Annotated in this window: 11 protein-coding genes; 10 read left to right on the top strand and 1 reads right to left on the bottom strand. The window is 73.6% G+C overall.

Annotation, left to right across the window (positions count from 1 at the left end; all coding sequences use genetic code 11):
* Positions 1-6 precede the first annotated feature (6 nt).
* A complete protein-coding gene (locus AB5970_RS12870) occupies positions 7-1728 on the top strand; it encodes a DUF885 domain-containing protein (RefSeq protein ID WP_370504343.1) in 1722 nt (573 codons plus the stop codon).
* Positions 1729-1788: 60 nt separating this feature from the next.
* On the opposite strand, the gene AB5970_RS12865 is transcribed toward AB5970_RS12870, so the two are convergent.
* Positions 1789-2499 carry a vitamin K epoxide reductase family protein gene (locus tag AB5970_RS12865; protein ID WP_370504342.1) on the bottom strand — a complete coding sequence of 237 codons (711 nt, stop codon included), beginning with the start codon at positions 2497-2499 and terminating at the stop codon, positions 1789-1791.
* A 131-nt stretch (positions 2500-2630) separates the two neighbouring features.
* Here AB5970_RS12865 and AB5970_RS12860 point away from each other — a divergent pair, with 131 nt between their 5' ends.
* The 9 genes from AB5970_RS12860 (at position 2631) to AB5970_RS12820 (ending at position 14527) form a co-directional block, all read left to right on the top strand.
* The gene (locus AB5970_RS12860; RefSeq protein WP_370504341.1) at positions 2631-3272 is read left to right on the top strand and encodes a nucleoside triphosphate pyrophosphatase; all 642 of its coding nucleotides are present in this window, start codon (positions 2631-2633) and stop codon (positions 3270-3272) included.
* A 114-nt stretch (positions 3273-3386) separates the two neighbouring features.
* Positions 3387-3953, top strand: a complete 567-nt coding sequence (locus AB5970_RS12855; RefSeq protein WP_370504340.1) for an aromatic ring-opening dioxygenase LigA — start codon at positions 3387-3389, stop codon at positions 3951-3953.
* Between the two features lie 213 nt (positions 3954-4166).
* Positions 4167-5969, top strand: a complete 1803-nt coding sequence (locus AB5970_RS12850) for an acetyl/propionyl/methylcrotonyl-CoA carboxylase subunit alpha (RefSeq protein WP_370504339.1) — start codon at positions 4167-4169, stop codon at positions 5967-5969.
* 7 nt (positions 5970-5976) lie between these two features.
* Complete coding sequence (locus tag AB5970_RS12845; protein ID WP_370504338.1) at positions 5977-6480, top strand: NUDIX domain-containing protein; 504 nt, start codon at positions 5977-5979, stop codon at positions 6478-6480.
* Positions 6481-6617: 137 nt separating this feature from the next.
* A complete protein-coding gene (gene efeU, locus AB5970_RS12840) occupies positions 6618-7499 on the top strand; it encodes an iron uptake transporter permease EfeU (protein WP_370504337.1) in 882 nt (293 codons plus the stop codon).
* A 32-nt stretch (positions 7500-7531) separates the two neighbouring features.
* On the top strand, positions 7532-8734 hold the full coding sequence (gene efeO, locus AB5970_RS12835) for an iron uptake system protein EfeO (RefSeq protein WP_370504336.1): 1203 nt from the start codon (positions 7532-7534) through the stop codon (positions 8732-8734).
* Positions 8735-8748: 14 nt separating this feature from the next.
* Complete coding sequence (gene efeB / locus AB5970_RS12830; protein ID WP_370504335.1) at positions 8749-10125, top strand: iron uptake transporter deferrochelatase/peroxidase subunit; 1377 nt, start codon at positions 8749-8751, stop codon at positions 10123-10125.
* A 22-nt stretch (positions 10126-10147) separates the two neighbouring features.
* Complete coding sequence (locus tag AB5970_RS12825; RefSeq protein WP_370504334.1) at positions 10148-12106, top strand: endonuclease/exonuclease/phosphatase family protein; 1959 nt, start codon at positions 10148-10150, stop codon at positions 12104-12106.
* A 42-nt stretch (positions 12107-12148) separates the two neighbouring features.
* Positions 12149-14527 (top strand): glycoside hydrolase family 31 protein, encoded by a 2379-nt coding sequence (locus AB5970_RS12820; protein WP_370504333.1) that lies wholly within the window; start codon positions 12149-12151, stop codon positions 14525-14527.
* Positions 14528-14997: the final 470 nt, after the last annotated feature.

Here is a 14997-nt window from a genome sequence, read left to right as displayed (position 1 = left end):
GGGCGGGTGACTTCGACGACGACTTCCGCACAGACGCGCGCCGCCTCCCCGATCGACGTGATCGCCGAGGCCTACATCACCGAGCTCGCGACCCTCGATCCCCTGGGCGCCACGGCCATGGGCATCGCCGGGCACGACCACGAGATGACCGACCTCTCCCCCGCGGGCATCGAGGCCCGCGCCGACCTCGCCCGCCGGACGCTGGTGACCCTGGACGGCGTGGCGCCGACCGACGAGGTCGACCAGATCACGCTCGCGGCCATGCAGGAGCGCCTGGGCCTCGAGCTCGAGCTGCACGACGCGGGCGAGCTCCTGCGGGACCTGAACAACATCGCCTCGCCGGTGCAGAACCTGCGCGACATCTTCGACGTCATGCCGACCGGCGACGTCGAGGCCTGGTCCAACATCGCCGCCCGCCTCAACGCCCTGCCCACCGCGGTGGGCGGCTACATCGAGTCCCTGCGCCTCGCCGCGAGCACCGGCGGGGTGGCCGCCGTCCGCCAGGTCGAGGAGTGCGCCCGCCAGGCCGCCGAGCTGGCCGACCCCGAGACCTCGTTCTTCACCTCGTTCATCACGGGCGAGGCCGTCGACTCCGTGCTCGACGAGTCCGCCGCCTGCTCGCTGGTCCGCGCCGAGCTGGAGCACGGCGCCACGGCGGCCCGCCAGGCGTACGCCACGCTGGCCGCGTTCCTGTCCGACGAGCTCGCCCCGCAGGCCCCGCAGCAGGACGCCGCAGGCCGCGAGCGCTACGCCCTCTGGTCGCGCGCGTTCCTCGGCGCCACGGTGGACCTCGACGAGACGTACCGGTGGGGCCTCGAGGAGCTCGCGCGCGTGGTCGCCGAGCAGGAGGCCGTCGCCGCGCAGATCGCCGGCCCGGGGGCCACGGTCGCCGACGCGGTCGCCCTGCTCGACCAGGACCCGGCGCGCACGCTGCACGGCACCGACGCGCTCCAGGCCTGGATGCAGGAGACGTCCGACGCCGCCATCGACGCGCTCGACGGGGTGCACTTCGACATCCCGGTGCCGGTCCGGACGCTCGAGTGCAAGATCGCCCCGACGCAGATGGGCGGCATCTACTACACCGGCCCCAGCGACGACTTCAGCCGGCCCGGCCGCATGTGGTGGTCGGTGCCGCCGGAGGTCACCACGTTCAACACCTGGCGCGAGAAGACGACCGTCTACCACGAGGGCGTCCCGGGCCACCACCTCCAGGTCGGGCAGGCGGTGTTCCAGCGCGCGACGCTGAACACGTGGCGCCGCCTGGCGTGCTGGACGTCCGGCCACGGCGAGGGCTGGGCCCTGTACGCCGAGCGCCTCATGGCCGACCTCGGCTTCCTCGACGACCCGGGCGACCGGCTGGGCATGCTCGACGGCCAGCGGATGCGCGCGGCGCGCGTGGTCTTCGACCTCGGCGTGCACCTCGGCCTCGAGGCGCCGCAGGAGTGGGGCGGCGGCACCTGGGACGCCGACAAGGGCTGGGAGTTCCTCAAGGCCAACGTCAACATGCCCGAGGCGTTCATCCGGTTCGAGTGGAACCGGTACCTGGGCTGGCCGGGGCAGGCGCCCTCGTACAAGATCGGCCAGCGCCTGTGGGAGCAGACGCGGGACGCCGCCGCCGCGCAGGCGCAGGAGGCCGGCGAGGAGTTCGACATCCGCGCCTTCCACGCCCGCGCGCTCGGCATGGGCTCGCTGCCGCTGGACGTGCTGAAGACCGCGTTCGCCGGCTGACGACCGACGACGAAGGGCCGGTGGCGAGCAGCCACCGGCCCTTCGTGCACGCCGTCCCTCTCAGAGGAAGGACGAGCCGTACTTGAACACGATCGCGGCCGCCAGCAGCACGATCAGCGCCACGGTGACGAACCAGTCGTTGCCGTGCGCCACGAACCGCCGGGCGGACGGTCCCCAGCGACCGGGGAAGTTGATCACGTGGTCGCGCACGTTGAGCCGGGTCAGGCCGGCCCAGACCAGCGTCGTGGTCACCGTGATGAGCAGGCACCAGGGGCACAGCGCCTTGATGACGAAGTAGGCCTCGAAGAACAGCCACCACGCGAACAGGAAGCCGACCGTGTAGATCGCCTGCGCGGAGAGCATGAACCAGCGCGGGAACCGGACCCCGCCGAGGATCGCCACGGCGACGGTGATGACGACGGCCTCGGCGGCGATGCCCAGGAACGCGTTCGGGAAGAACTCGCCGAGGATGTGCGCCTGCCACGTCTGGGCCACGGCCTTGCAGTCGATGACGGAGTTGATCGAGCACCCGAGGTTGGCGTCCGGGTTCACCGCCAGCTTCAGCGCGTCGATCGACAGCACGAACGACGCCAGCAGGCCGAGCGCGCCGGAGATCACCATCTCGATCGCGGTCCGCGTCCGCCAGGCCTGCGTCGGCTTCTCGAGCAGGTCGGGGTCCGGGTCGACCTCGAAGTCGTCGTCGAACTCGTCGACCTGGTCGGCGACGTCGTCGTGCACGTCGTTCCCCGACGACCTCGTCGCGTCACCCACAGCGGCCTCCTCGTGACCTCGGGCCGGCGGTACCGCCCGCGCGCACCCGACCACAGCGCGCCCATTGTGCCCCGCCAGACCGTGTGCCGGGCCAGGACCTTCGGTCGCGGGACGAACTAGGCTCCCCACCCGTGACCCGACTGCTGCTCGCCTCCGCCTCCCCCGCCCGCCGCGCCACCCTGCAGGCGGCGGGGATCGGGCCGCTCGTCGCGGTCTCCACGGTCGACGAGGAGGCCGTCCTGGCCGCGGCGCGCGAGCGGTTCGGCGCGCTGGACCCGGCGGACGCGGTGCTGCTGCTGGCGCAGGCCAAGGTCGAGGACGTCTCGCGGCGCCTGCCCGAGGAGCTCGAGGACGCCGACGACCTGCTGCTGCTCGGCTGCGACTCCATGCTCGAGCTGGACGGGGAGCTCTACGGCAAGCCCACGGACGCCGAGGACGCCGCAACCCGCTGGCGGACGATGCGCGGCCGGACGGGCGTGCTGCACACCGGCCACTGGCTGATGGACGAGCGCGACGTGCCGGCGATGCTCGGCGCCACGTCGTCGACCACCGTGACGTTCGCGCACCTCTCCGACGAGGAGGTCGACGCCTACGTCGCCACGGGCGAGCCGCTCGCGGTGGCCGGCGCGTTCACCATCGACGGGCTGGGCGGCCCGTTCGTCGACAGGATCGAGGGCGACCACCACGGCGTCGTCGGGCTGAGCCTGCCGCTGCTGCGCGAGCTGCTCGGCGAGGTGGGCGTGAGCATCCCGAGCCTCTGGCGGAAGTCCTGACCTAGGTCCCAGGGAAGGGCGTTCCCGCCGGTGAACGATGTTCACGTGGGCCAGCCCGAGAGGCCCATCGGGGCCGGGTAGGCCGGGCCCGCGAGGGGCGTCCAAGGACATGACATGTCGACCGATACTGTTAGGAATAACCGCTTCGTCCGCGTTGCCGGCCTGCTGGCGATCATCGCCGGCGCCGTGTTTCTCGTCGCGGGCGGGGTGACGTGGGGAGCAGTCTCCAGCAACCTCAAGGCCGAGAAGATCACCGTCTCGCCCGACGCCGCCCACTTCGGCGGCGCGCTCGTCGACACCCCGTGGGAGGCGTTCGCCCAGGCGGACATCATCAAGCACCACGCACTGACGGCGACCGGCGGCCAGACGTACGCCGAGGTCTCCGGCCAGGCGAAGGCGCTCGGCGACAAGCTCACCGCTGACGGTGTGTCGGCCGCCGACCAGGCCAAGGACCCCGACCTCGCCAAGCTCAACGGCCTCAAGGCCGTCGTGATGAACGGCTCGTTCCTCCGCGCCTCGCTGTTCACCTCGGTCGTCGCCTTCGGTGTCGCCGCCCTGGTGATGGGCATCGGCGTGGTCTTCGGCCTCATCGGCTTCGCCCTGCGCCGCGTCGCACCGGCGACGGAGCCGATCGCACAGATCGCCGCGCCGGCCGACGAGAACGTCCTCGTCAAGGCCTGACCAGCACGCCCCGAGCCTGGTCCCCCCAAGGGGGCCGGGCTCGGTCGTGCTTGTGGCGTTCGGACAAGCGCGGCGCCGCAGGGACGTCATCGCGAGCACGTCACCTGAGGATCTCTACAAAACCGGCCCCGCGACGGGTGGTCGGATCCACAATCTTGGCAGGGCACGACCCATGGGCACCGGTCCGACCCGTGGCGGGCGTTACGGTGAGCCGTGCCCGCCATCTCGAAGGTCCTCGTCGCCAACCGCGGCGAGATCGCCGTCCGCATCGCCCGAGCCTGTCGCGACGCCGGGATCGGCTCCGTCGCCGTCTACGCCGACACCGACCGCGAGGCCCTGCACGTGCGGATCGCCGACGAGGCGTTCGCGCTCAACGGCGCCCGCGCCGCCGAGACCTACCTGGACATCGCCAAGCTGCTGGACGTCGCCCGCCGGTCCGGGGCGGACGCCGTGCACCCCGGCTACGGGTTCCTGGCCGAGAACGCCGCGTTCGCGCAGGCGGTGATCGACGCCGGCCTGGTGTGGATCGGTCCCCCTCCGTCGGCGATCGAGGCCCTGGGCGACAAGGTCAGCGCGCGGCACATCGCGCAGAAGGCGGGCGCGCCCCTGGTCGCGGGGACGTCCGACCCGGTGGCCGGCGTCGCCGAGATCCACGCGTTCGTCGCCGAGCACGGCCTGCCCGTGGCCATCAAGGCGGCGTTCGGCGGCGGTGGGCGCGGCCTGAAGGTGGCGCGCGAGTCGGCCGAGATCGACGAGATGTTCGAGTCGGCCACCCGCGAGGCCGTCGCGGCGTTCGGGCGCGGCGAGTGCTTCGTCGAGCGGTACCTGGACCGCCCCCGGCACGTCGAGACCCAGTGCCTGGCCGACGAGCACGGCACCGTGGTCGTCGTCTCGACGCGCGACTGCTCCCTGCAGCGTCGGCACCAGAAGCTCGTCGAGGAGGCGCCCGCGCCGTTCCTCACCGACGCGCAGCGCACGCAGCTGGTCGAGTCCTCGAAGGCGATCCTGCGCGAGGCCGGCTACGTCGGCGCCGGGACCTGCGAGTTCCTCGTCGCCGCCGACGGGACGATCTCGTTCCTCGAGGTCAACACGCGCCTGCAGGTGGAGCACCCGGTCACCGAGGAGATCAGCGGCATCGACCTGGTCCGCGAGCAGCTGCGCATCGCGGCCGGCGAGCCGCTCGGCTACGACCACGTGGAGACCCGCGGCCACTCGATCGAGTTCCGGATCAACGGCGAGGACCCCGGCGCGGGCTTCCTGCCGGCCCCCGGCCGCATCACCACGCTGCGGTTCCCCTCCGGTCCGGGCGTGCGGGTCGACTCCGGCGTGGTCGAGGGCGACAGCGTCTCCGGGCTCTTCGACTCGATGATCGCCAAGCTGATCGTCACCGGCGCCGACCGGCCGCAAGCCCTCGCCCGAGCCCGCCGGGCGCTGGCCGAGCTCGAGGTGGTCGGCATCCCGACCGTCGTGCCGTTCCACCGCGCGGTGCTCGACGCCGAGGCGTTCGCCCCGGCGGACCCCGCGCAGCCGTTCACCGTGCACACGCGCTGGATCGAGACCGAGTTCGCCGAGACGGTCGCCGCGCTGGCGCCCGCCACGCCGCAGGACGAGGACGAGGACGACGAGCCCGCGGCCCTCGAGCGCGTGGTGGTCGAGGTGGGCGGCAAGCGGCTCGAGGTCGTGCTGCCCGCCGCCCTCGCGCTGGGCCGCGGCCCGGGCGGTGCCGGTCGGGGCTCGAGCGGCCCGGGTGCGCGCCGCCCGGTGCGCCGGGCCGCCCGCGCCAACGGGGGCAGCAGCAACGGCACCACGCTGGCCTCCCCGATGCAGGGCACCATCGTCAAGGTGGCCGTCGCCGAGGGCGCTCAGGTGGCCGAGGGCGACCTGGTCGTGGTGCTCGAGGCGATGAAGATGGAGCAGCCGCTCCTGGCCCACCGCGCCGGGACGGTCACGTCGCTGACCGCGGGAGTCGGGTCGAGCGTCAGCGCCGGCACCGCCATCTGCGAGATCGTCGGCTGACCCCGGCGTGCCCGACGGACCTCCGCTCCACCGCGAGCGCCAGCCGGGCGACGGCTGGGTCGAGTGCGCGTGCGGCCGGCGCCACTGGGGCCTGTACGGCGCCGCGGGGCTCCTGCTCGCCCGGCGCGACGCCGACGGCACACCGACGGCCGTCGTGCTGCAGCACCGGGCCGTGTGGAGCGACCAGGGCGGCACCTGGGGCGTGCCCGGCGGCGCGCGGATGCCCGGCGAGTCGGCCGAGGACGCCGCGCTGCGCGAGGCCGAGGAGGAGGCCGGGATCGACCGGCTGTCGGTCCGGCTGCGCGAGTCGTCGGTCCTGCAGCACCCCGACTGGTCGTACACGACCGTGCTGGCCGACGAGATCACCCCGGTGCACCCGGCCGTGACCGACGCGGAGAGCGTCGAGCTGCGCTGGGTGCCGATCGACCAGGTGGCCGACCTGCCGCTGCTGCCCGCGTTCGCGGACGCGTGGCCGCACCTGCGCGAGCGGCTGGTCGCCCTCGGCCGGTGACGGGCCTCACAGAGCCGACTGCCGGACCCGTCTCGCGTTGGGGCCCCGCGCGGGGGTAGTGTCACCGCCGGTGAGGTAAGCCTTTCCTCATCCGATGCCCGAGCCGGGCATCCGCCCCTGCACCCGGAAGACGATCCATGGTCGCCAACTACCTGATCGGTCTGCGCGAAGGCCTCGAGGCCGCGCTGGTCGTGAGCATCCTCGTCGCCTACCTGGTCAAGTCCGGCCGGCGCGAGCAGCTCCCGGCCCTGTGGGCCGGCGTCGGGGTGGCGGTCGCGGCGTCGCTCGCGTTCGGGGCGATCCTCACGTTCGGGCCGTCGGGCCTGTCGTTCGAGGCGCAGGAGGCCATCGGCGGGACGCTCTCGATCATCGCGGTCGGCCTGGTCACCTGGATGATCTTCTGGATGGCGCGCACCGCCCGGCACCTCAAGGCGGACCTGCACCACAAGCTGGACGACGCCATCGGGGCCGGCAAGCAGGCGGTGCTCGTCGTCGCGATGCTGGCCGTGGGGCGCGAGGGCCTGGAGACCGCGCTGTTCCTGTGGGCCAGCGCGCAGGCGACCAGCGGCACCGCCGTCAACGCGACCCCGAACCTCGGCCCGCTGGTCGGCGCCGCGCTCGGCCTGGCCACCGCGGTCCTCTTCGGCTGGCTGCTCTACCGGGGCGCCCTGAAGCTCAACCTGCGCGTGTTCTTCGCCTGGACCGGGCTCTTCCTGGTGGTCGTCGCCGCGGGCGTGCTTTCCTACGGCGTGCACGACCTGCAGGAGGCCGGCATCCTGCCCGGCCTGAACAACCTCGCGTTCGACGTCTCCGCGACCATCCCGCCGAGCAGCTGGTACGGCACGCTCCTGCGCGGGGTCTTCAACTTCACGCCCGCCACGACGTGGCTCCAGCTGATCGCCTGGACCGCCTACCTCGTGCCCACGATGTTCTTCTTCATCCGCACCACCTGGGGCTCCGCGCCCGCCCGCCCGTCGGCCCCGGCCGTCGCGCCGGCCGTGCGCGCGACCGCCGCCTGACACTCGTCGACACCCGCTCCTTGAGGAGACCCATGTCCCGCCGCACGTCCGCCGTCGCCGCCGCCCTGGCCGCGCTCGTCCTGCCGCTGGTCGCCGCCTGCGTCCCCAACGACACGTCGACCCCGGGCGCGAGCGGCACCGCGGGCGCCCTCACGGTGACGTCGACCGCGGACGCGTGCGACCTCTCGGCCACCGAGGCCGACTCCGGCACGGTCCGGTTCTCCGTCACCAACGCGGGCGACGACGTCACCGAGTTCTACCTGCTCGGCGAGGACGGCCTGCGGGTCGTCGCCGAGGTCGAGAACGTCGGGCCGGGGCTGTCGCGCGACCTCATCGCGCAGCTGAAGCCGGGCACGTACTACACCTCCTGCAAGCCGGGCATGGTCGGCGACGGCATCCGCGCGACGTTCACCGTCCACGACAGCGGGGCGCAGGTGGGCCCGACCGGCGACACCGCCGACCAGCTCGCCGCGGCCGAGGAGTCCTACGTCGCGTACGTCAAGGACCAGGTCGGCGGCCTCATCGCGGGCACGCAGGCGTTCGCCGACGCCTACGCCGCGGGCGACGACGAGACCGCGAGGTCGCTCTACGCCGGCACGCGCGCGCACTGGGAGCGCATCGAGCCGGTCGCCGAGTCGTTCGGCGACCTGGACCCGAAGCTCGACCTGCGCGAGGCCGACGTCGAGCAGGGCACGCCGTGGACCGGCTGGCATCTCATCGAGAAGGACCTGTGGCAGCCCGCGGCCGACGCCAACGGCGGGGTGGCCTACGTGCCGCTGACCGCGGACCAGCGCGCCGCCGCCGCGGCCGACCTGGTGGCCAACACGCAGCAGCTGGTCGACGAGGTCAACGCCCCCGACTTCACGTTCCAGGCCTTCCAGATCGCCAACGGCGCCAAGGAGCTGCTCGACGAGGTGGCCACCGGCAAGGTCACCGGCGAGGAGGAGATCTGGTCGCACACCGACCTGTGGGACTTCCAGGCCAACGTCGACGGCGCCCGCGTGGGCTACGAGGTGCTGGCGGACGTCGTCCGGGCGCAGGACCCGGACCTGGCCGACACGCTGGCCACGCGCTTCGAGGAGCTGGACACGCTGCTGGCGGCCCAGGGCTCGCTGGACACCGGCTTCACCTCCTACGACAAGCTCACGGACGCGCAGGTCAAGCAGCTCGCCGCTGCGGTCGACGCGCTGTCCGAGCCCCTCTCCCAGCTCACCGCCACGGTGACGGGCGCCTGACCGAAGGAGTGCCCGTGCCCGCCCCCACGGACCCGCACGACGAGCCGACCGGCCTGTCCCGGCGCGCCCTGCTCGGGCTCGGCGGCGGACTGGCCGCCGTCGGCGTCGCCGCCGGCTTCGGTGTTGGCCGCGCGACCGCGCCGTCCGCCACCGCCGTGGCCCCGAGGGCCGCCGGCACCTACCCGTTCACGGGCGTGCACCAGGCCGGCATCGTCACGCCCGCGCAGGACCGCCTGTACCTGGCCGCGTTCGACCTGACGACGACCTCGCGCGACGAGCTGGTCGAGCTGCTGCGGCGGTGGACGACGATCGCCGCCCGGCTCACGCAGGGCCTGCCCGCGGGAGAGTTCGGGCCGGCGTCCGGGCCGTACGACGCCCCGCCGGACGACACCGGCGAGGCGGCCGACCTGCCGCCGGCCGGGCTGACCATCACGTTCGGGTTCGGTCGGTCGCTGTTCGTCGGCACGCCGTCGGCCGACGGCACGCCCGGCGAGGACCGGTTCGGCCTGGCGGACCGGCTGCCCGGGGGGCTGGTCGACCTCCCGCACTTCGCCGCGGACGACCTGGACCCCGCGCGCAGCGACGGCGACCTCGTGGTGCAGGCGTGCGCCGACGACCCGCAGATCGCTGTCCACGCGATCCGCAACCTGTCCCGCGCCGCGTTCGGCTCCGCGACCATCCGGTGGACGCAGCTGGGGTACGGGCGCACGTCGTCCACGAGCACCGCGCAGCGCACGCCCCGCAACCTGTTCGGGTTCAAGGACGGCACGGCCAACGTCAAGGCCGAGGAGACCGCGGCGCTGGAGGAGCACGTCTGGGTGCCCGCGGACGCGGCCGACGCCGACGACACCGACTCGGCCTGGCTCACGGGCGGCTCGTACCTCGTGGCGCGGCGGATCCGGATGCGCATCGAGACGTGGGACCGGACGTCGCTGCGCGAGCAGGAGAACCTCGTCGGGCGCACCAAGGGCGAGGGCGCTCCGCTGTCGGGCGGCACCGAGTTCACCGAGCCGGACTTCACCACGAAGGGCGCAGGCGGCGCCCCGCTGATCGCGGTCGACTCGCACGTGCGGCTGGCCCACCCGACCGAGAACGACGGCGTGCGGATGCTGCGCCGCGGCTACAACTTCACCGACGGCAACGACTCCCTGGGCCGCCTCGACGCGGGGCTGTTCTTCCTCGCGTTCGTCCGCGACCCGCGCACGCACTACATCCCCATGCAGACCGCGCTGTCCGGCAAGGACGCGCTCATGGAGTACCTCACGCACACGGGGTCGGGCCTGTTCGCGGTCCCGCCGGGCGTGCCGGACGGGTCGCTGGTCACGGGACCGGACGGCACACCGACCGTCACCGACGACAGCCCGTTCGTGGGGCAGCAGCTGTTCGCCTGACGGCGGGGGTAATCTCGCGCGCGTGACGACGACGCCGCCCGACGAGACCCCCGCCCGGACGCCGCCCGACGCCGGCACCCCGACCCGCGTGTGGCTCGTCGCCCTGCTCACGGTGATGTGCCTCGAGATGGTCCGGGCCAGCGGCCCGCTGCTGGACCGCGCCTTCGCGGCGGGGACGATCGATGCCGCGGCCGCCGCCCTGGGCACCTACGCCGGCGCAGGCCTCGTCGCGGCCGTCCTGCTGCTGGTCGTCGGGCGGACCTCCGGCACTCCCGACGCGCGCACCCTGCTGGTCGGTGCGGGCGCGCTGGCCGTGCTGCGCGTCGTGGTCCAGGCGCTGGACGGGCTCGCGCTGGACGTGGTCGGCCTGGTCACCGTCGCGGTGTCCGTCGGCGTGCTCACCCTCGCGGTCGCCTTCGTCGCCGGCCGGCCCGCGGGTGGCCGGCAGGCCGCGACGGGGCTCGTGCTGGGCTGCGGGCTGTCGGTGGGCCTGCAGCTGGTGCTCGGCACGTGGGACGCGCTCTGGCGCGACAGCTGGACCGGGTGGGCGGTCGCCGTGCTGCTCGCGCTCGCCGTCGTCGGCACTGCCCGCGGGCTCGTCGCGTTCACCACCCCGGAGTCGCAGGCCACGGGCCGCCCGCGCCGGCTGTGGGCGCTCGGGCTCTTCCTCGCGCTGGCCGCGATGATCGTCGCCAACCCGGCGTTCGTCGCCTCGCAGTCCGGGGTCGCGCTCGGCTGGGCGGGGCTCGCCGTGGTCGTCGCCAACGCCGCGGGCGCCTGGACGCTGCTGCGTGCCGACCCCTGGTCCGCGGGGGTCCGGGTGGGCGCCGCCGTGCTGCTCGTGGTCGGGGTCGCGTGCGCGCTGTGGCTCACCGGGATCGCTGCCCTGGTGGCGGTCGTCGTGCTCGAGCTCTGCGTGGGCATCGTGCTGTCCGCGGCCCTGAGCGCCCACCGGCCCGCCCCGCGCGGCATCCCGCGGACGGGAGCAGCGACGCTGGTGGTCGGCCTGGGCACCATCGGTCCGCTGCTGCTCTACATGCTCGACTACGACGTGCCGCTGCCCGTCGACAACGTCTGGGTCGTCGTGCTCGCGGGGCTCGGGCTCGCGCTGTCGGGCCTGCGCCGGCGCACGCCCGGCGCCGTCCCCGCGCTCACCAGCCCCGACCACCTGCCCACCCGGCTCAGCTCCGTGCGGCTGCTGATCCTGCCCGCGCTGGTCCTCGCGGTGCTCGGCCTGGTGCCGTCGACCACCAGCACCACGGGCGCCGAGGTGCCCGCGCGCGCCGCCGGCGACGAGATCACGCTGGTCGACTGGAACCTGCACTACGGCGTCTCGCCCGAGACGGCCGTCGACCTCGAGGGCATCGCGGCGACCATCGAGGCGCAGGACGCCGACGTGGTCACGCTGCAGGAGGTCGAGCGCGGCTGGGTGTTCGGCGGGGGCGCCGACATGGCCACCTGGCTGGCGCACCGGCTCGGCATGACCATCCACTTCGCGCCCGCCGCGGACCACCAGTTCGGCAACGCGGTGCTCGCGCGGTCCGGCCTCACCGACGCGGTGGTCCACCCGCTGCCCTACGGCGCCGGCCCCCAGAGCCGTTCGGCCCTCAGCACCACGCTGACCACGGCCTCCGGGGCGGACGTGCGGGTCACCTCGATCCACCTGCAGCACCGCGAGTCGAACACGCCCACCCGGCTCGAGCAGCTCAAGGCCCTGGCCGCGGCGGAGCCGGTCACGCCCCCGGCGGTGCTCGCGGGCGACCTCAACGCGGAGCCGGGCTGGCCCGAGATCCAGCTGCTCGAGGACGCCGGGTGGGTGCCGGCCGGCTCCACGGCGCCCACCTCGACAGCGGCCGACCCGACCGTGAAGATCGACTGGGTGTTCGGGCAGGGCGTGACGTTCGGCCACGCCACGGTGCTGACAGAGCCGCAGCAGTCGGACCACCTCCCGCTGGTGGCCACGTTCACCGTCGACGACTGACCCGAGTTGAACCGGGCATCGCCCGGGAGGACCCTCGACCCCATGACGTCCCGGCCGCCCCTGCCCGCCCGCCCTCGCGCCGACCCCGCCGCCGTGGTCGTCGGGCCGCACTATCGGATCACGGTGCTGACCGACGGGCTGCTGCGGCTCGAGCACTCCCCCGACGGCGGGTTCGAGGACCGGGCGTCGACGTTCGCGCTCAACCGGGCGCTCCCGGTGCCGTCGTTCCGGCTGGTCGAGACCGAGACGCACGTCGAGGTGCTCACCGACCGGCTGCACCTGGTCTACGACCGGCGCCCGTTCAGCACCAGCGGGCTCAGCGTCTCGGTGCTCGGCGGCATCAGCTCGTACCACTCGGTCTGGCGGTTCGGCTCCGAGGAGCCCGGTCTCGGCGGGACGGCGCGCACGCTCGACCTCGCCGACGGCGCCATCCCGCTGGAACCGGGCGTCGTGTCGCGGCAGGGGTTCGCGGTGCTCGACGACTCGCGCTCGATGGTCTTCGACGACGACGGCTGGGTGGCGCCCCGCGACGGCTCGCGGACCGACCTCTACGTCTTCGCGTACGGCCACGACCACCGGGCGGCCCTCCAGGCGCTGTACGCGGTCTCCGGGCCGACGCCCCTGCTCCCGCGGTTCGCGCTGGGCAACTGGTGGAGCCGGTTCCACCGGTACACCGCCGACAGCTACTCGGCCCTGCTCGACCGGTTCGCCTCCGAGGGCATCCCGTTCAGCGTGGCCGTGATCGACATGGACTGGCACGTCACGGACGTCGACCCCGCGCTCGGCAGCGGCTGGACCGGCTACACGTGGAACAGGGCGCTCTTCCCCGACCCGGCGACGTTCCTGGCCTCCGTGCACGAGCGGGGCCTGCGCGTGACGCTCAACGTGCACCCGGCCGACGGCGTGCGCACCCACGAGGACGCGTACCCGGCGATGGCCGCGGCGCTCGGCATCGAGTCCGGTGACCCGATCCCGTTCGACGTCACGGACCGGGAGTTCCTCGAGGCCTACTTCGACGTGCTGCACCGCGGCCTCGAGGACGACGGTGTCGACTTCTGGTGGCTCGACTGGCAGTCCGGCCCGCACTCGAGGGTCGCCGGCATCGACCCCCTGTGGATGCTCAACCACTTCCACTTCCTCGACAGCGCGCGCGACGGCCGTCGGCCCCTGACGTTCTCGCGCTACGCGGGCCCCGGCAGCCACCGCTACCCGGTCGGGTTCAGCGGCGACACCGTCATCTCGTGGGCGTCGCTGGCGTTCCAGCCGTACTTCACGGCCACCGCGTCGAACATCGGCTACGGCTGGTGGAGCCACGACATCGGCGGCCACATGTTCGGCGGCAAGGACGACGAGCTGGCCACCCGCTGGCTCCAGCTCGGGGTCTTCTCGCCGATCCTGCGGCTGCACTCGGGCGCCAACCCGTTCACGACGAAGGAGCCGTGGACGTTCGCGCCCGCCGCGCGCACCGTGATGACCGAGCACCTGCGCCTGCGCCACCGGCTGGTGCCCTACCTGCACACGATGAACCACCGCGCCTCGCGGGCCGGCCGGCCGCTGGTCGAGCCGCTCTACCACCAGTGGCCCGACGCGCCCGAGGCCTACGACCAGCCCCACCAGTTCCTGTTCGGCAGCCAGCTGGTGGTCGCCCCGCTGACGTCGCCCACCGACCCGCGCACCCGATTGGCCTCGGTCCGCGCCTGGCTGCCCGCCGGCACCTGGGTCGACGTGTTCACCGGGCTGGTCTACGACGGCGGCCGCGAGCTCCTGCTGCACCGCGACCTGTCGACCATCCCCGTGCTGGCGCCCGCCGGCGCGATCGTCCCCCTGGACGCCGCCGGGGTGCCCGCGAACGACCCCGTGAACCCCGCGGCGCTCGAGGTGCTGGTGGTCGTCGGGGCGGACGGGTCCTTCACGCTGGTCGAGGACGACGGGACCCCGGCCGGCACCGCGTCGACCCCGCTGACGTTCTCGCAGGCCACCGGCACGCTCACCGTCGGACCCGCGGTCGGCGCTCTGGACTGCCTGCCCGCGACCCGGTCGTGGACCGTGACGTTCGTGGCGTTCGACGGGTCACCCACGGCGACGATCGGCGGCCTCACTCTCGACGCGCTGGACGACGACACGGCGCCGTCCCTGGTGCGCACGGACGACCGCGTCTCGATCACGGTCGAGGACGTCCCGGTCGACGCCGTGCTCGCCGTCACGGTCGGCCCGGACCCCCGGCTCGGGCCGAACGACCTCGCGCGCCGCCTGTTCGCGCTGCTGGACCGCGCGCAGATCGGCTACGACCTCAAGGCGCGCATCCACGCGATCGCCACGTCCGACGCCCCGCTGTCGGTCCGGGTGAGCCACCTGCAGGCCCTGCCGCTGGACCCGCCGCTGTCGTCGGCGGTCCACGAGCTCCTGCTGGCCCGCCCCTGAGCCTCGACCACGCCATGAGTGCCGTCCGGGAGCCCGCAGACGTCACTCATGGCATGGTCGACCACCGCGAGCATGTGGTTGGACGGCTCATCCGGGCTCTTGGCGGGGTCAAGCACATGGTCGACGGCTGACGGGGCCGGATCGATCAAGGTCGGTCCGCGGGGTCGTGCTCGCCGGCCCGTGCGAGGTCGACCACGTCATGAGTGCCGTCTACCGGCCCGCAGACGTCACTCATCGCATGGTCGACCACCGCGCGCATGTGGTTGGACGGCTCATCCGGGCTCTTGGCGGGGTCAAGCACATGGTCGACAATCGGCGGTCCGCGAGGTCGTGCTGGCCAGCCCGTCAGGGGTCGACCACGTCATGAGTGCCGTCTAGCGGCCCGCAGACGTCACTCATGACTTGGTCGACCACCGCGAGCATGTGGTTGGACGGCTCATCCGGGCGAATGGCGGGGTCAACCACATGGT

It is taken from the genome of Cellulomonas sp. ICMP 17802, assembly GCF_041295535.1.
GTDB lineage: Bacteria > Actinomycetota > Actinomycetes > Actinomycetales > Cellulomonadaceae > Cellulomonas.
Note: the sequence above shows the minus strand (reverse complement) of the source record. Positions and strands in the feature narration are given on the sequence as shown.